The sequence below is a fragment of the Mycolicibacterium arcueilense genome, assembly GCF_058536225.1.
Window position 1 is genome coordinate 1,962,708 of record NZ_JBZTYL010000007.1, and the last position, 17,385, is coordinate 1,980,092.

The window sequence follows — 17,385 nt, forward strand, 5'->3', positions numbered from 1 at the left end:
GTCGATCTGGGAGGATTGGTCTGTGCAAACCACCCCCGACAGCCTCACCCGCACCACATCGCGCGAGGATTTCCGGGCACTGGCCGCCGAGCACGGCGTGGTCCCGGTGACCCGCAAGGTGCTGGCCGACAGCGAGACGCCGTTGTCGGCGTACCGCAAGCTCGCCGCCAACCGTCCCGGAACGTTCCTGCTGGAATCGGCCGAGAACGGTCGCTCGTGGTCGCGTTGGTCGTTCATCGGCGCCGGTGCCCCCTCGGCCCTGACGGTCCGCGACGACCAGGCGGTGTGGCTGGGCACGGCCCCCAAGGACGCGCCCAGCGGTGGCGAGCCGCTGGCGGCGTTGCGGGCCACCCTGGATCTGCTGCAGACCGAGGCCGTGCCGGATCTGCCGCCGCTGTCCTCGGGGCTCGTGGGTTACTTCGCCTACGACATGGTGCGCCGGCTGGAACGGCTGCCCGAGCTCACCGTGGACGATCTGGGCCTGCCGGACATGGTGCTGCTGCTGGCGACCGACATCGCCGCCGTCGATCACCACGAGGGCACCATCACCCTGATCGCCAACGCGGTGAACTGGAACGGCACCGACGAGCGCGTCGACGAGGCCTACGACGATGCGGTGCGACGCCTGGACGTCATGACCGCTGCACTGGGCCAGCCGCTGTCTTCCTCGGTGGCGACGTTCAGTCGCCCCGCACCCGATCATCGCGCACAGCGCACGGTGGAGGAGTACACCGCGATCGTCGAGAAGCTCGTCGGCGACATCGAGGCCGGCGAAGCCTTCCAGGTGGTGCCGTCGCAACGGTTCGAAATGGATACCGCCGCCGACCCGATCGACGTCTACCGGATGCTGCGGGTGACGAATCCGAGCCCGTACATGTACCTGCTCAATGTCCCCGATGCCGATGGCGGACTGGACTTTTCGGTCGTCGGCTCCAGTCCCGAGGCGCTGGTCACGGTGAAGGACGGCCGGGCCACCACCCATCCGATCGCGGGAACGCGGTGGCGCGGCAACACAGAGGAAGAAGACGTGCTGCTCGAGAAGGAGCTGCTGTCCGACGAGAAGGAACGTGCCGAGCACCTGATGCTGGTCGACCTCGGCCGTAACGACCTGGGGCGGGTGTGCCGCCCGGGCACCGTGCGGGTCGAGGACTACAGCCACATCGAGCGCTACAGCCACGTGATGCACCTGGTGTCCACGGTGACCGGGGAGTTGGCGGAGGGCAAGGTCGCGCTCGACGCGGTGACGGCCTGCTTCCCGGCCGGCACCCTGTCGGGGGCACCCAAGGTCCGGGCCATGGAGTTGATCGAGGAGGTCGAGATGACCCGGCGCGGCCTGTACGGCGGCGTGCTGGGTTACCTGGACTTCGCGGGCAACGCCGACTTCGCGATCGCCATCCGCACCGCACTGATGCGTGACGGCACGGCCTACGTGCAGGCCGGCGGGGGAGTCGTGGCCGATTCCAACGGCCCTTACGAGTACAACGAGTCTGCGAACAAGGCCAAAGCCGTGCTCAACGCCATTGCCGCCGCCGACACATTGGCCGAGCCGTGACACGGGTGGCGCAGGCGCTGTTCGTCGTCGCGGCGGTGCTGCTGTGGGTCGCCTCGCGGATGACCTGGGTCTCGGTGACATCGTTCGACGGGCTCGGGCAGCCCAAGACCACGGCGTTGACGGGCGCATCCTGGTCGACGGCGTTGATCCCGCTGGCGTTGCTGGTGCTGGCGGCCGCGGTAGCGGCGCTGGCCGTGCACGGCTGGGCGCTGCGGCTGCTGGCCCTGCTGATCGCCGCCGCCAGCGCCGGCATGGGGTACCTGGGGATCAGCCTGTGGGTGATCAAGGATGTGGCGCAGCGGGCCGCTGACCTGGCAGTCGTTCCCGTCTCCCAGTTGACCGCAGCCGGGGGCGGAACCAGTCGGTCCTACGGGGGCGCGGTGCTCACCCTGGTGGCAGCGGGGTGTGCACTGGTCGGCGCGGTGCTGCTGATGCGGTCGGCCAACAGCGCGAGGCGTGGCACTGCGACCCGCTACGCGGCACCGGCGGCGCGGCGGGAGGCAGCCAGGGGCGACGGCGGTGATGAGCCGATGTCGGAGCGAATGTTGTGGGACGCGCTGGACGAAGGTCACGATCCGACCGGTGACGGCAGTGATGGCGGCAGTGATCCGGACAGTAAGGGCCGGTGAATGGTGAAGGTGTGGCGACGGCTACCCTTCCAGGGAGGGCAACCGGGACCGGCCCGGAGGCACCAGAAAGGAACCGACGGGCGATGAGTTCGGCCACAGTGCTCGACTCCATTATCGAGGGAGTCCGCGCCGACGTTGCCGCCCGCGAGGCCGTTATCAGCTTGGCTGATATCAAGGCGCGGGCCCAGGAAGCACCGGCGCCACTGAACGTGATGGCCGCCTTGCGGGAACCGGGTATTGCCGTGATCGCCGAGGTGAAGCGTGCGAGCCCGTCCCGAGGTGAGTTGGCCAATATCGCCGATCCGGCGCAGTTGGCGCAGGCCTACGAGGCCGGCGGTGCCCGGGTGATCAGCGTGCTCACCGAGCAGCGCAGGTTCAACGGCTCACTCGACGATCTGGACGCGGTGCGGGCGGCAGTGTCAATTCCGGTGCTGCGCAAGGACTTCATCGTCAAGCCGTACCAAATCCATGAGGCGCGGGCGCACGGCGCCGATCTGTTGCTGCTCATCGTGGCGGCGCTGGAGCAGTCGGTGTTGGAATCGCTTTTGGAGCGCACGGAATCCCTCGGCATGACCGCGCTCGTCGAGGTGCACACCGAAGAGGAGGCCGACCGGGCGTTGCAGGCCGGGGCCAAGTTGATCGGTGTCAACGCCCGCGACCTCAAGACGCTGGAAGTCGACCGTGACTGCTTCGCCCGGATCGCGCCGGGGCTGCCCTCCGATGTCATCCGCGTCGCGGAGTCCGGGGTCCGTGGAACCGCTGACCTCCTGGCGTACGCCGGCGCGGGTGCCGATGCCGTGCTGGTCGGTGAAGGTCTGGTGACCAGCGGGGATCCCCGCAGCGCGGTCGCCGATCTGGTCACTGCCGGTACGCACCCGTCCTGCCCGAAACCGGCTCGCTGAACCAGTCAATGAGCCGCTTGTACGAAAAGACACTTTGATGGCGGATCTCGCGGGGCCCGAGTTGCCCCGTACCAGCGCTGGCGTTGCCGAACCCACCGTTCACGATCCCGACGCATTGGGACATTTCGGTTCCTACGGCGGTCGGTTGGTTCCCGAGGCGCTGATGGCGGTGATCGAAGAGGTCACCGCGGCCTACGAGAAGTCGCGCGGCGACCAAGCCTTTCTCGACGAACTCGACCGGTTGCAGCGTCATTACAGCGGTCGGCCGTCCCCGCTGTACGAAGCGACCCGACTGTCCGAGTATGCCGGTGGTGCACGCCTCTTCCTCAAGCGAGAAGACCTGAACCACACCGGTTCTCACAAGATCAACAACGTTCTGGGCCAGGCACTGCTGGCGCGGCAGATGGGCAAGACGCGCGTTATCGCCGAGACCGGAGCCGGCCAGCACGGGGTGGCCACCGCCACCGCATGTGCCCTGCTCGGACTGGAATGCATCATCTACATGGGCGCGGTGGACACTGCCCGCCAGGCGCTCAACGTCGCCCGGATGCGCTTGCTCGGCGCCACCGTCGTCTCGGTCGAGGCCGGGTCCAAGACGCTCAAGGACGCGATCAACGAGGCGTTCCGGGACTGGGTCACCAACGCCGACGACACCTATTACTGCTTCGGGACGGCGGCAGGCCCGCATCCGTTCCCGCTGATGGTGCGGGATTTCCAGCGCATCATCGGCATGGAGGCCAGGGCGCAGATCCTCGATCAGGCCGGCCGGTTGCCCGACGCGGTCACCGCGTGCGTCGGCGGCGGCTCGAACGCCATCGGTGTGTTCCACGCCTTCATCGACGACCCGGCGGTGCGGTTGGTCGGTTTCGAGGCCGCGGGTGACGGTGTCGAGACGGGTCGGCACGCCGCGACATTCACCGGTGGCTCGCCTGGTGCGTTTCAGGGATCGTTCTCCTACCTGTTGCAGGACGAGGACGGTCAGACGATCGAATCGCACTCCATCTCGGCCGGTTTGGACTACCCGGGCGTCGGGCCCGAGCATGCCTTCCTCAAAGACATCGGCCGCGCCGAGTACCGTCCCGTCACCGATACCGAGGCGATGGACGCGTTCTCGTTGCTGTGCCGCCGCGAGGGCATCATCCCCGCGATCGAGTCGGCGCATGCGGTGGCCGGTGCGCTCAAGTTGGGCCCTGAACTGGGCAGCGGAGCAATCATCGTGGTGAACTTGTCCGGGCGCGGCGACAAGGACGTTGAGACCGCGGCCAAGTGGTTCGGACTGCTCGATGAGGGGAGCGCAGGATGAGCCGGCTGGCGGAGTTGTTCGACGGCTGCCGCGCCGAGGGTCGTGCCGCGCTGATCGGGTACCTGCCGACCGGGTTCCCGGACGTTCAGACGTCGATCGCGGCGATGACGGCGATGGTCGAATCCGGTTGTGATCTCGTGGAAGTCGGCGTGCCGTACTCGGATCCTGGGATGGACGGACCGACGATCGCGGCCGCCACCGAGGCGGCGCTGGCCGGCGGGGTTCGGGTGCGCGACACCCTCGCGGCGGTCGAGGCGATCAGCAACGCCGGCGGCCGCGCCGTGGTGATGACGTACTGGAACCCGGTGTTGCGCAAGGGCGTTGACACGTTTGCCCGCGACCTGGCCTCTGCCGGTGGCTACGGGTTGATCACCCCGGACCTGATCCCCGAGGAAGCCGTCGATTGGATCGCGGCATCGGAGGAACACAACTTGGACCGGATCTTCCTGGTCGCCCCGTCGTCCACGCCGGAGCGGCTCGCGGCGACGGTGAACGCTTCACGCGGCTTTGTCTATGCCGCATCGACAATGGGTGTCACCGGCGCACGCGACGTGGTCTCGAACGCGGCGCCGGAGTTGGTGCGCCGCGTCAAGGAAGTCTCCGACATTCCCGTCGGAGTGGGGTTGGGTGTGCGCTCGGGAGCGCAGGCGGCCGAGATCGGCGCCTACGCCGACGGCGTCATCGTCGGGTCGGCACTGGTGTCGGCCCTGAGTGAGGGGTTGGACGCAGTCCGGTGCCTCACCGAAGAACTGGCCAACGGCGTTAGGCAGAGGATTTCAGCTTGACCACTACCGTGCTCGCGTACTTGCCCAGCCCGTCACAGGGCGTCTGGCATTTGGGCCCGGTGCCGATACGCGCGTATGCGCTGTGCATCATCGTCGGCATCATCGCAGCGCTGGTGATCGGTGACCGGCGTTGGCAGGCGCGGGGCGGACAAGCCGGCGTCATCTACGACATCGCCTTGTGGGCAGTGCCGTTCGGGCTTGTCGGCGGCCGGCTCTACCACGTAATGACGGACTGGCCCACGTATTTCGGGCCCACCGGCAAGGGCCTCGGTGCGGCATTCCAGGTTTGGCAGGGCGGTCTGGGAATCTGGGGCGCCGTCGCGCTGGGCGGTGTCGGAGCCTGGATCGGTTGCCGGGCGCACGGGATACCGCTGCCGGCCTTCGGGGACGCGATCGCGCCCGGAATCATCTTGGCCCAGGCCATCGGCCGGCTCGGAAACTACTTCAACCAAGAACTCTTCGGCGGCGACACCACGCTGCCGTGGGGTCTGGAGATCTACAAGCGGCTGAATGCGGCCGGCGTGCCCGACGATCTCAATGGCGTGTCCACCGGCGAGGTCATCAAGGTCGTACATCCGACCTTCCTCTACGAATTGCTGTGGAATCTACTGGTTTTCGCGCTACTGATCTGGGCGGACCGGAAATTCAAGCTCGGTCACGGTCGTCTGTTCGCGCTGTATGTGGCCGGTTACTGTGCGGGCCGTTTCCTGGTCGAATTGATGCGCAGCGACCCGGCGACCGAATTCGCCGGTATCCGCGTCAACACCTTCACCTCGACGTTCGTGTTCATCGGCGCCGTTGTCTACATCATGCTGGCGACCAAGGGGCGGGAAGACCCGGCGACCCTGGTGGGTAAGCGCGATGACGACGAGGACGAAACCACGGTCGACGAACTCGGCAAGGAGCTGGTCGCCGCCGCGGCGGGTACCGGTGTCGTCGCGGCCGCAGTTGTGGCGGGTCAGGACGACGACGAAGATGCCGACCACATGCATCCGGACGAGGTCGGCGCCAGTGAGGACGACGGCGCCGAAGCTGCCGCGGCCATCGAACTGAAGGGGATCGCGGCCGAGCCTGACGAGGACGCCGACGACGAGGAGTCCGAGGAACTCGAAGACGAGGCGGAAGCCGAAGCTGAGGATGAGGCCGACCAGCTCGAGGACGAGGCGGATCTCGAGGGCGAGGTTGAAGACGCCGAAGACGAGGCGGATCTCGAGGGCGAGGCTGACGACGCCGAAGCAGAAGCTGGAGCCGTAGAAGCTGAGTCGGACGTCGAAGAAGAGTCCGACGCCGAGGTCGCTGCCGCCGGTGAGTCCACTGAGGATGACGGTGAGGCTGAAGCCGAGTCCGAGGCCGGGGAAGAAGTTGCGGACGAGGTCGCTGATGACGAGCCCACTGGTGCTGAGGCCGAGGACGATGTCGCCGAGGCTGCCGAGGAGCAGGTCGCCGATCAGGATGCGGTAGCCGAGCCGGACGTCGAAGAAGAGTCTGTGGACGAGGTCACTGCCGCCGATGAGTCCAATGAGGAAGACGGCGAGCCGGAGCTCGAATCTGGGGTAGCCGTCGAGGAGTCGGCTGCTGACGAGACGGCCGACCAGGCTGCTGGCGACGATGAGCCCACTGATGGCGAAGGCGAGGCTGAAGAAGCTGAAGAAGCTGAAGCCCAGGCTGCGTCGGACGTCGAGGACGAGGCCGCTGCTGCCGACGACGAGCCCGCTGAGGAAGACGGCGAGCCGGAGCTCGAATCTGGGGTAGCCGTCGAGGAGTCGGCTGCTGACGAGACGGCCGACGAGGTCGCTGGCGACGATGAGCCCGCTGAGGAAGACGGCGAGGCTGAAGAAGCCGAAGCCGAGGTCGAAGAAGAAGCTGCGGACGAAGTCCCCGCTGACGACGAGTCCACTGACGTAGACGACGAGCCGGAACTCGAATCTGAGGTAGCCGCCGAGGAGCCGGCTGCGGACGAGACCACGGAGGACGCCGAAGGCGAGGAAGCGGTAGTCGAGGCGGACACCGACGACGAAGACGCCGACGACGCCCTTCCAACTGAGACCGGTGAGTCCGAGGCGTCGGTGGATGCCGACGAGGTCGACCAGGCGGATGACGCCGGGGGCGAGGCTGAAGAAGGCACCGCGGAGGCAGCCGACGAGCCCGCGACCGACGAAGACGAGACTGCCGAAACGGACGATGGCGATGAGGACGTGTCGGGCGAAACCGGCCCCGAATCACCCGCTGCTGTCGAGCCGTCGGAGCCTTCCGAGACGACCAAGCAGGGTGGTCGGGTGCGTCGCTGGTTCCGCCGTAACCGGTAGGGATCGGGCTCTGGCATCCTGGCTGTATGACTGATCCGTCGCAGTCCGAAGGCTCCTCGGATATCCCGTCGTCGGCCGGCATTCCGCCACCCGCGGGTTATCCGCCACCGCCACCGGGCTACCCGCCCTATCCGCCGGCGTTCGTGGATCCGAGCGCGCCCTTCGGCCGTCATCCGGTCACCGGTGACCCGCTTTCCGACAAGTCGAAGGTTGTGGCCGGGCTGCTGCAATTGGTCGGGCTGTTCGGCTTTGTCGGCCTCGGGCGGATCTACCTGGGACAAACCGGATTGGGCATCGCCCAGTTGATCGTGGGGTTGGCCACCTGCACCATCGGCGCCATCATCTGGGGACTGGTCGATGCAATCCTGATCTTCACCGACAAGGTTCGCGACCCGTACGGGCGTCCACTGCGCGATGGAACCTAGCGGCCTCACCTCCACGACGGCCGGACGATATTCGCTGCTGACGGCCGGAGTGCTCGGGGCTGGTGCGTTGACCTATACCGGTGTGGCGGATCCACACCGTCCCGGGTTTCTGTTTCCTGGCTGCCCGTTCAAGGCTCTGACCGGATTGAACTGTCCGGCCTGTGGCGGGCTGCGGATGACCCATGATCTGCTGCACGGCGACGTGGCTGCGGCAGTGGTCGACAACGTATTCGCCTTGGTCGGTCTGCCTGCTCTGATCGTGTGGATGTTGGTGCGATGGCGGTTGGGCAAGGCGCTGTTCCCGATGCCCGCCGTGGTGACGATCGTGGTCGCGGTTGTGCTGTGGACGGTGGTGCGCAACCTGCCAGGCTTCCCACTGGTCCCGACGTTAAGCGCTCAGTAGTAGCCCACCTGCGCTGATACACTGAAAATTCGGGCCGGTGCAGTCCCGGGACCAGGATGTTCCGGACTTGCGGAGGTGCGACTAGATGCTGTTCTCGGCATTGCCAGATGCGCAGGGGCTCTATGACCCCGCCAATGAGGCCGATTCTTGCGGCGTGGCCATGATCACCGACATTCAGGGCCGCCGCTCCCATGGCATCGTCACTGATGGGCTGACCGCCCTCGAACACCTCGAACACCGCGGTGCCGCCGGGGCCGAGCCCAACAGTGGCGACGGGGCCGGCATCCTGCTGCAGCTGCCGGTCGAACTGCTGACTGACGTGGTCGACTTCGCACTGCCCGCCTCTGCCGCCGACGGCCGCCATAGTTTCGCCGCGGGCATCTGTTTTCTGCCGCAGGACCAGGACGCGCGCAGTGCCGCCCGCGCCCGCATCGAAGCACTGGCCGCTGAGGAAGACCTTGAGGTTCTCGGCTGGCGCGAGGTGCCGGTGGATCCGGACGGCGCCGAGATCGGTTCGACGGCGCTGGGCTGCATGCCCCACATGGCGCAGCTGTTCGTCGCGGCACCAGAGGTCGATGGCAACCGGCTGGGCGGTATCGAGCTGGACCGCAAGGTCTATCCACTGCGCAAGCGCGCCGAACAGGGCCAGGGCGCCGATGCGGTGTATTTCGCGTCGTTGTCCAGCCGGACCATCGTGTACAAGGGCATGCTGACGACAATGCAGCTGCCGCAATACTTTCCGGATCTGCGGGACGAGCGCTGCATGAGCGCGATCGCCATCGTCCACAGTCGCTTCTCCACCAACACTTTTCCGTCGTGGCCGTTGGCGCATCCGTTCCGCTTCGTCGCCCACAACGGCGAGATCAACACCGTGCGCGGTAATCGCAACCGCATGCACGCCCGGGAGGCGCTGTTGGCCAGCGCACGGATTCCCGGTGACCTGAGCCGGTTGTCGCCGATCTGCAGCCCCGACGCCTCTGATTCGGCGTCCTTCGATGAGGTGCTTGAGCTGCTGCACCTGGGCGGGCGTAGCCTGCCGCACGCGGTGCTGATGATGATTCCGGAGGCGTGGCAGAACGCCACCACCATGGACGCCGCGGAGCGCGCATTCTGGAAGTTCCATGCTTCGCTGATGGAACCGTGGGACGGCCCCGCCTGCGTGACGTTCACCGACGGCACCGTGGTGGGGGCAGTACTGGACCGCAACGGTCTGCGGCCGGGACGCTGGTGGCGCACGGTCGACGACCGGGTCATCCTCGCCAGCGAGAGCGGTGTGCTCGACGTGCCGTCGGGCGAGATCGTCGCCAAGGGGCGCCTGCAGCCCGGCAAGATGTTCCTGGTCGACACCGCCGCCGGGCGCATCATCGGAGACGACGAGATCAAGGAGCAGTTGTCGGCCGCCGAACCCTACGGCGAGTGGCTGCATGCCGGTCTGCTCGATCTCGGCACGTTGCCCGAGCGGGCCCGGACCCAGCCGAATCACGACTCGGTGGTGCGCCGTCAGATCGCGTTCGGCTACACGGAGGAGGAACTGCGGATCCTGCTGACGCCGATGGCGGCATCCGGCGGCGAGCCGCTCGGTTCGATGGGGACCGATACCCCCGTCGCGGTGCTCTCGAAGCGCTCACGGCTGCTCTACGACTACTTCGTCGAACTGTTCGCCCAGGTGACGAACCCGCCGTTGGACGCCATCCGCGAGGAGGTGGTCACCTCGATGGCCCGCGTGATGGGGCCCGAGGAGAATCTGCTGGAACCCTCGGCCGCGTCGTGCCGCCAAATCGTCTTGCGCTGGCCGGTTCTGGACAACGACGAGCTGAGCAAGATCGTCCATATCAACGACGACGGTGAGCATCCGGGCCTGCGCACCACCGTGCTGCGTGCGCTCTACGACGTCGAGCGGGGTGGGGAAGGCCTGGCCGAAGCGGTCGACGACCTGCGGTCGAGGGCGAGCGAGGCGATTGCCAAAGGTGCTCGCACCCTGGTGATCTCCGACCGCGATTCCGACCACACCCGGGCTCCGATCCCGTCGCTGCTCGCCGTTTCCGCGGTACACCACCATCTGGTGCGTTCCAAGGAACGCACCAAAGTAGCGCTCGTGGTGGAAAGCGGTGACGCCCGCGAGGTCCATCACATCGCCATGCTCATCGGGTACGGCGCCGCCGCCGTCAACCCGTATCTGGCCTTCGAGTCGATCGAGGACCTCATCCGCGAAGGCGAGCTCACCGGCATCGAAACCGCCACTGCCGTGCGCAATTACGTCAAGGCGCTGGGCAAGGGGGTGGTGAAGGTGATGAGCAAGATGGGTATCTCCACGGTCGCGTCCTACACCGCCGCCCAGGTCTTCGAGGCCATCGGGCTGAGCCGCGACGTCGTCGACGACTACTTCACGGGAACCACCACCCAGCTCGGCGGCGTCGGGCTGGACGTGCTGGCCGAGGAGGTCAAGCTGCGTCACCGGCGCGCCTATCCGGAGAACCCCACCGAGCGGGTGCACCGCCGGCTGGAGGTCGGGGGCGAGTACGCGTTCCGTCGGGAAGGTGAGCTGCATCTGTTCACCCCGGAAGTGGTTTTTCTGCTGCAGCATTCGACCCGGACCGGTCGGCGCGACATTTTCGCCCGCTACTCGGAGGAGGTCGACCGGCTGTCTCGCGAAGGCGGGACCCTGCGTGGGCTGTTCGAGTTCAAGCAGGGACTGCGGCCCCCGGTTCCGCTCGATGAGGTCGAACCGGTCGAGTCGATCGTGACCCGGTTCAACACCGGGGCGATGAGTTACGGCTCCATCTCGGCGGAAGCCCACGAGACCATGGCGATCGCCATGAACAACCTCGGCGGCCGGTCGAACAGCGGTGAAGGTGGTGAGGACGTCGACCGACTGTACGATCCGCGCCGGCGCAGCGCCGTCAAGCAGGTGGCCTCGGGACGCTTCGGTGTCACCAGCGACTATCTGGTGAACGCCACCGACATCCAGATCAAGATGGCCCAGGGCGCCAAACCCGGTGAGGGTGGCCAGCTTCCGGGGTACAAGGTGTATCCCAACATCGCCAAGACCCGGCACTCCACTCCCGGCGTGGGACTGATCTCGCCGCCCCCGCACCACGACATCTACTCGATCGAGGACCTGGCCCAGCTCATCCACGACCTGAAGAACGCCAATGACCAGGCCCGGATCCACGTGAAGCTGGTCAGCAGCGTCGGTGTCGGCACGGTCGCGGCCGGGGTGTCGAAGGCGCATGCCGACGTCGTGTTGATCTCCGGATATGACGGCGGCACGGGCGCGGCACCGTTGACCTCACTCAAGCATGCCGGGGCGCCGTGGGAGATCGGTCTGGCCGACACCCAGCAGACGTTGGTGCTCAACGGTTTGCGTGATCGGATCACCGTGCAGTGCGACGGTGGCATGCGCAGCGCCCGCGATGTGATCGTGGCTGCACTGTTGGGCGCCGAGGAGTTCGGTTTTGCCACCGCGCCGCTGGTGGTGTCGGGCTGCATCATGATGCGGGTCTGTCACCTCGATACCTGCCCGGTCGGTGTGGCCACGCAGAACCCGGAACTGCGGGCGCGGTTCAACGGCAAGCCCGAGTTCGTCGAGAACTTCTTCACCTTCATTGCCGAGGACATCCGCCGGTACCTGGCCGAGTTAGGATTCCGCAGTATCGACGAGGCCGTCGGCCACGCCGAGGTGCTCGACACCGATCCCGGTGTGGCGCACTGGAAGAGCCGTGGGCTGGACCTCAGCCCGATCTTCGCATTGCCGACGGATGCCGACGGCGGCACGCTGACCCAGCGGCTGCGGGTGCGCGACCAGGACCACGGACTCGAGCAGGCCCTCGATCAGACGCTCATCCAGCTCGCCGAGGGCGCACTCGAAGATGCGTTGCCGGTTCGCTTGGAACTTCCGGTCCGCAACGTCAACCGCACAGTGGGTACGTTGCTCGGCTCGGAGGTCACCCGGCGTTACGGTGCGGCCGGATTGCCCGACAACACCATTCACGTCACCCTGACCGGGTCGGCCGGCCAGTCGATCGGAGCGTTCCTGCCGCCGGGAGTCACACTCGATCTGATCGGGGATGCCAATGACTATGTGGGCAAGGGGCTTTCCGGCGGCCGGGTGATCGTGCGTCCACCCGACGATGTGCTGTTTCTGCCCGAGGACAACGTCGTCGCCGGGAACACCCTGCTGTACGGGGCCACCTCGGGTGAGGTGTTCTTGCGGGGCCGGGTCGGCGAGCGGTTCTGCGCGCGCAATTCCGGCGCCTTGGCCGTCGTCGAAGGTGTCGGTGACCATGCGTGTGAGTACATGACCGGCGGACGGGTGGTGATCCTGGGTAAGACCGGACGCAACCTGGCTGCCGGCATGTCCGGTGGCATTGCCTTCGTGCTCGGTCTGGACCCGGCCCGGGTCAACACCGAAATGGTGCAGTTGCAGCAGCTCGAAGCCGAAGATCTGGCCTGGCTGCACGATGTGGTGGCCGCCCACGCTCGCCATACCGGCAGCACTCTGGCGTCCTCGATTCTGGCTGACTGGCCAAGGCGCAGCGCGCAATTCACCAAAGTAATGCCCACCGACTACCAGCGTGTCCTGCAGGCGACCCGGATGGCCAAGGCCGAGGGACGCGATGTGGACAGCGCGATCATGGAGGCCAGCCGTGGCTGATCCGAGCGGATTTCTTCGTGTCCCCAAGATCGAGGCGGCCAAGCGCCCCGTCGAGGAACGGGTGGGGGATTGGCGCGAGGTGTACGAGCGCGAGGATCCCAACGCGCGCGCCGGCGAGGTGTCGCAGCAGGCGCGGCGCTGCATGGATTGCGGGATCCCGTTCTGTCATTCCGGCAAGGCGGGCTGCCCGTTGGGCAATCTGATCCCGGAATGGAACGACCTTGTGCGGCGGGGACGCTGGGATGCGGCCAGTGACCGCCTGCACGCCACCAACAACTTTCCGGAGTTCACCGGACGGCTGTGCCCGGCGCCGTGTGAGGCCGCCTGCGTGCTCTCGATCTCCGAGGAGCAGACCGGCGGCAGCGTGACGATCAAGCGGATCGAGCAGACGATCGCCGACCACGCCTGGATGAACGGCACCGTCGAACCCCAGCCCGCTGCGATCTCCACCGGTAAGAGCGTGGCCGTCGTCGGTTCGGGACCGGCAGGTTTGGCTGCGGCACAACAACTCACCCGTGCCGGCCACGAGGTGACGGTGTACGAGCGTGACAACCGGGTCGGTGGGCTGCTGCGCTACGGGATCCCCGAGTACAAGCTCGAGAAGTCGGTGCTGAATCAGCGTCTGGCCCAGATGCGGGCCGAGGGCACGCGATTCGTCACCGAGTGCGAAGTGGGCGTCGATCTGACCGTCGAGCAGCTGCGTCAGCGTCACCAGGCGGTGGTGCTGGCGGTCGGCGCGCTCCGGGGCCGCGACAACGACGTGCCCGGACGAGAGCTCGACGGCGTGCACCTGGCGATGGAGCATCTGGTGCCGGCCAACCGCGAGTGCGAAGGCGACTCGTCGTCGCCGATCTCGGCGGCGGGCAAGCACGTGGTGATCATCGGTGGCGGTGACACCGGCGCCGACTGCCTGGGTACCGCGCACCGTCAGGGTGCGGCGTCGGTGACGCAGCTCGACTACAACGCCGAGCCGCCCGAGACCCGCGATGACGAACTCTCTCCCTGGCCGACGTGGCCGTTGGTGCTGCGGACCTCTCCGGCACACGCCGAAGGGGGCGCGCGCCGGTTCGAAGTGGCGGTACAACGTTTTCTCGGCGACGACAACGGTCATGTGCGGGCCGTCGAGATCGCCGAGGTTCAGGTGACCCGCGACGCGGAAGGACGGCGCCAGATCACCCCGGTCGGCGAGTCGTTGCAGATTCCCTGCGACCTGGCGCTGTTGGCGATCGGGTTCGAAGGCGTCGAGCACATGGCGCTGCTCGACGGGCTGCACCTGAAACTGACCCGGCGCGGCACCGTGTCGTGCGGTTCGGACTGGCAGACCGACGCGCCCGGGGTGTTCGTCTGCGGCGATGCCCACCGGGGCGCCTCGCTGGTGGTGTGGGCCATTGCAGAGGGGCGCAGCGCGGCGCACGCGGTGGACGCCTACCTGATGGGTGAGTCGGATCTGCCGTCGCCGGTGAGGCCCGGGACGCTCCCACTAAGCGTCGTCTGAATCGATCAACTAGACTGACATGACGTGAGCAGACGCGGAAAGATCGTTTGTACGCTTGGCCCGGCTACCAGCACCGATGAGACGGTACGGGCCCTGGTCGAGGCCGGGATGGATGTCGCTCGGCTGAACTTCAGCCACGGTGACTACACCGACCACGAGGCCGCCTATAAGCGGGTCCGGGCGGCATCGGATGCCACCGGCCATGCAGTGGGTGTGCTGGCTGACCTTCAAGGCCCCAAGATCAGATTGGGCCGGTTCACCGACGGTCCCACCTACTGGGCGAACGGCGAATCGGTGCGGATCACCGTCGACGACTGCCCGGGCACGCACGACCGGGTGTCGACCACCTACAAGCGGTTGGCCGAGGACGCCCGCCCGGGGGACCGGGTCCTCGTCGACGACGGCAACGTCGGCCTGGTGGTCGACCAGATCGACGGCAACGACGTGATCTGCACGGTCACCGAGGGCGGCCCGGTCAGCAACAACAAGGGCATGTCGCTGCCCGGCATGAACGTGACCGCACCGGCGCTGTCCGAGAAGGACATCGAGGATCTCGAGTTCGCGCTGCGCCTGGGCGTTGATCTCATCGCCCTGTCGTTCGTCCGGTCGCCCGCCGACATCGAACTCGTCCACGAGGTGATGGACCGGGTCGGCCGGCGCGTTCCGGTGATCGCGAAGCTGGAGAAGCCCGAGGCCGTCGAAAACCTCGAGGCCATCGTGCTGGCATTCGACGCGATCATGGTCGCCCGCGGTGACCTCGGCGTCGAACTGCCGCTGGAAGAAGTGCCGCTGGTCCAGAAGCGCGCCATCCAGATGGCAAGGGAGAACGCCAAACCCGTCATCGTCGCCACCCAGATGCTGGAGTCGATGATCGAAAGCTCCCGGCCCACCCGCGCGGAGGCCTCCGACGTCGCCAACGCCGTGCTCGACGGCGCGGACGCGGTGATGCTCTCCGGCGAGACCTCCGTCGGCAAGTACCCGCTGGAGGCCGTCAAGACGATGGCCCGCATCATCAAGGCGGTCGAAGACAATTCGGTGAGCGTGCCGCCGCTGACCCACACCCCTCGCACCAAGCGCGGAGTCATCTCCTATGCGGCCCGCGATATCGGCGAGCGACTCGACGCCAAGGCGCTGGTCGCGTTCACCCAGTCCGGGGATACGGTGCGTCGCCTGGCCCGCCTGCACACCCCGCTTCCGGTGCTGGCCTTCACGGCGCTGCCCGAGGTGCGCAGCCAGCTGGCCCTGACCTGGGGTACCGAGACATTCATCGTGGCGCAGATGAAGAGCACCGACGACATGATCCGTCAGGTCGACAAGTCGCTGCTGGATCTGGGCCGCTACAAGCGCGGTGAGCTGGTGGTCATCGTCGCGGGTGCGCCGCCGGGCACAGTAGGCTCCACGAATCTGATCCACGTGCACCGCATCGGGGAGGACGACGTCTAGCGGTCGTCTGCCGACCAGCGCCTGCCAAAGATCTCGAAAGGCATTCCTTGACACACCCGGATTTCGAGGAGCTGCTGGCTGTTCTCGATCTGAATCGCGTCGATGACAACCTGTTCATCGGCTCGCATCCGAGTAAGAACCCGGTACGCACCTTCGGTGGCCAGATGATCGCGCAGGCGTTCGTCGCCGGCGGGCGCACGCTGGAACACAAGCTCGCGCCGAGTGCGCTGAATGCGCACTTCATCGCCGGTGGCGACCCGGAAAAGGATCTGGAGTTCCACGTGGTGCGGCTGCGCGACGAGCGCCGGTTCGCCAACCGCCGGGTGGATGTCATGCAGGACGGGAACCTGCTGACCTCGGTGATGTTGTCCTACATGAACGCCGGCCGGGGGCTCGAGCACAGCGTGCCCGCTCCGGAGGTTCCGCATCCGGACACGCTGCCCAAGATCGATGAGTTGCTGCGCGGCTATGAGAAAACGGTGCCGTTGTTCGTCGAGGCATTACGCCCGATCGAATGGCGGTACACCAACGATCCGTCCTGGGTGATGCGGAAAAAGGGCGGCAAGCTCGACCACAACCGGGTGTGGCTGAAGACGGAGGGCACCATGCCCTCCGATCCGGTGCTGCACGGTGCGGCCCTGGTGTACTCCTCGGATACCACCGTGCTCGACTCGATCATCACCACTCACGGGTTGTCCTGGGGTTTTGACCGGATCTTCGCGGTGACGATGAACCACTCCGTGTGGTTTCACCGGCCGGTCAAGTTCGACGAGTGGGTGCTGTACTCGACCACGTCGCCGGTGGCGGCGGAATCCCGCGGGTTGGGCACCGGCCACTTTTTCGACGCCGCTGGCCATCTGGTCGCGACGGTGGTCCAGGAGGGAATCGTCAAGTACTTCCCCGGCACCGCCACGACGTGAGTCGGCTCAGCGGATAGTGGTCGGCGTCTCGCCGAAGGAATCCTCGATCCGCCGTTCGAACTCCTTCTCGCACCGCTGCTGCGCCACGGTGTCGTCGCCGGCCTGCTGCAGGCAGTGCACGTAGTCCCGGCCACCGACATCGTCGAACCATCGTTGGCCGAAGTACAGCCAGATGCCGACGAACACCAGGGATACCACGCAGGCGATGGCTCCCAGCGCGACTCCGGCGGTAGCGACGCCACCATTGGTGGCTTCGCCGCGTTGGCTGCGCCCACGACCGAGAAACCCGAGGATCAGTGCGACGATGCCGAATATTAGTCCACCGATCACCGTCCACGTCAGCAGCAGCGCGAAGATGGCCAGGATGAGCGCGGCGATGCCGAGTCCGTTGGCGGGCCCACGCGGGCTGGGCTGCATCGGGTATCCGCCGTACGGCGGCGGGGCCGACGGGTACGGCCCGGGATACGCACCGGGGGGCGGCCCGTAGGGATATCCCGACGGCGGGGGAGGCTCGGTCGGCTGCGGCTCCTCCGACCCGGGTGGGTTGGATCGCTCGTCGGTCATGCCT

General features: G+C 66.9%; 13 protein-coding genes. 12 read left to right on the plus strand and 1 reads right to left on the minus strand.

What is annotated here, in order from left to right; translation table 11 throughout:
• Positions 1-4 precede the first annotated feature (4 nt).
• The 12 genes from AC4LGL_RS13785 to AC4LGL_RS13840 all read left to right on the plus strand — a co-directional run bounded on the left by AC4LGL_RS13785 (position 5) and on the right by AC4LGL_RS13840 (position 16,817).
• The gene (locus tag AC4LGL_RS13785) at positions 5-1,552 is read left to right on the plus strand and encodes an anthranilate synthase component I (protein WP_491839365.1); all 1,548 of its coding nucleotides are present in this window, start codon (positions 5-7) and stop codon (positions 1,550-1,552) included.
• Positions 1,549-2,181: a TIGR02234 family membrane protein gene (locus AC4LGL_RS13790; RefSeq protein WP_491839170.1), complete on the plus strand. Its 633-nt coding sequence runs from the start codon at positions 1,549-1,551 to the stop codon at positions 2,179-2,181. The genes AC4LGL_RS13785 and AC4LGL_RS13790 overlap by 4 nt, the downstream gene beginning before the upstream one ends.
• A gap of 83 nt (positions 2,182-2,264) precedes the next feature.
• The gene (gene trpC / locus AC4LGL_RS13795) at positions 2,265-3,083 is read left to right on the plus strand and encodes an indole-3-glycerol phosphate synthase TrpC (protein ID WP_055113911.1); all 819 of its coding nucleotides are present in this window, start codon (positions 2,265-2,267) and stop codon (positions 3,081-3,083) included.
• A 37-nt stretch (positions 3,084-3,120) separates the two neighbouring features.
• Positions 3,121-4,386 (plus strand): tryptophan synthase subunit beta, encoded by a 1,266-nt coding sequence (trpB, locus tag AC4LGL_RS13800; RefSeq protein ID WP_491839171.1) that lies wholly within the window; start codon positions 3,121-3,123, stop codon positions 4,384-4,386.
• The gene (gene trpA / locus AC4LGL_RS13805; RefSeq protein ID WP_491839172.1) at positions 4,383-5,171 is read left to right on the plus strand and encodes a tryptophan synthase subunit alpha; all 789 of its coding nucleotides are present in this window, start codon (positions 4,383-4,385) and stop codon (positions 5,169-5,171) included. Before trpB ends, trpA begins: the two co-directional genes overlap by 4 nt.
• On the plus strand, positions 5,168-7,477 hold the full coding sequence (gene lgt, locus AC4LGL_RS13810) for a prolipoprotein diacylglyceryl transferase (protein ID WP_491839173.1): 2,310 nt from the start codon (positions 5,168-5,170) through the stop codon (positions 7,475-7,477). The genes trpA and lgt overlap by 4 nt, the downstream gene beginning before the upstream one ends.
• A gap of 26 nt (positions 7,478-7,503) precedes the next feature.
• Positions 7,504-7,902 carry a TM2 domain-containing protein gene (locus tag AC4LGL_RS13815; protein WP_491839174.1) on the plus strand — a complete coding sequence of 133 codons (399 nt, stop codon included), beginning with the start codon at positions 7,504-7,506 and terminating at the stop codon, positions 7,900-7,902.
• On the plus strand, positions 7,892-8,305 hold the full coding sequence (locus AC4LGL_RS13820; RefSeq protein WP_491839175.1) for a DUF2752 domain-containing protein: 414 nt from the start codon (positions 7,892-7,894) through the stop codon (positions 8,303-8,305). Before AC4LGL_RS13815 ends, AC4LGL_RS13820 begins: the two co-directional genes overlap by 11 nt.
• Positions 8,306-8,390: 85 nt before the next feature.
• Positions 8,391-12,959 carry a glutamate synthase large subunit gene (gltB, locus tag AC4LGL_RS13825; protein ID WP_491839176.1) on the plus strand — a complete coding sequence of 1,523 codons (4,569 nt, stop codon included), beginning with the start codon at positions 8,391-8,393 and terminating at the stop codon, positions 12,957-12,959.
• Complete coding sequence (locus AC4LGL_RS13830) at positions 12,952-14,454, plus strand: glutamate synthase subunit beta (RefSeq protein WP_491839177.1); 1,503 nt, start codon at positions 12,952-12,954, stop codon at positions 14,452-14,454. Before gltB ends, AC4LGL_RS13830 begins: the two co-directional genes overlap by 8 nt.
• 24 nt (positions 14,455-14,478) lie before the next feature.
• Complete coding sequence (gene pyk, locus AC4LGL_RS13835; RefSeq protein ID WP_491839178.1) at positions 14,479-15,897, plus strand: pyruvate kinase; 1,419 nt, start codon at positions 14,479-14,481, stop codon at positions 15,895-15,897.
• A gap of 47 nt (positions 15,898-15,944) precedes the next feature.
• Positions 15,945-16,817 (plus strand): acyl-CoA thioesterase II, encoded by an 873-nt coding sequence (locus AC4LGL_RS13840; protein ID WP_491839179.1) that lies wholly within the window; start codon positions 15,945-15,947, stop codon positions 16,815-16,817.
• 6 nt (positions 16,818-16,823) lie between these two features.
• On the opposite strand, the gene AC4LGL_RS13845 is transcribed toward AC4LGL_RS13840, so the two are convergent.
• The gene (locus AC4LGL_RS13845) at positions 16,824-17,381 is read right to left on the minus strand and encodes a DUF4190 domain-containing protein (protein ID WP_491839180.1); all 558 of its coding nucleotides are present in this window, start codon (positions 17,379-17,381) and stop codon (positions 16,824-16,826) included.
• Positions 17,382-17,385 lie beyond the last annotated feature (4 nt).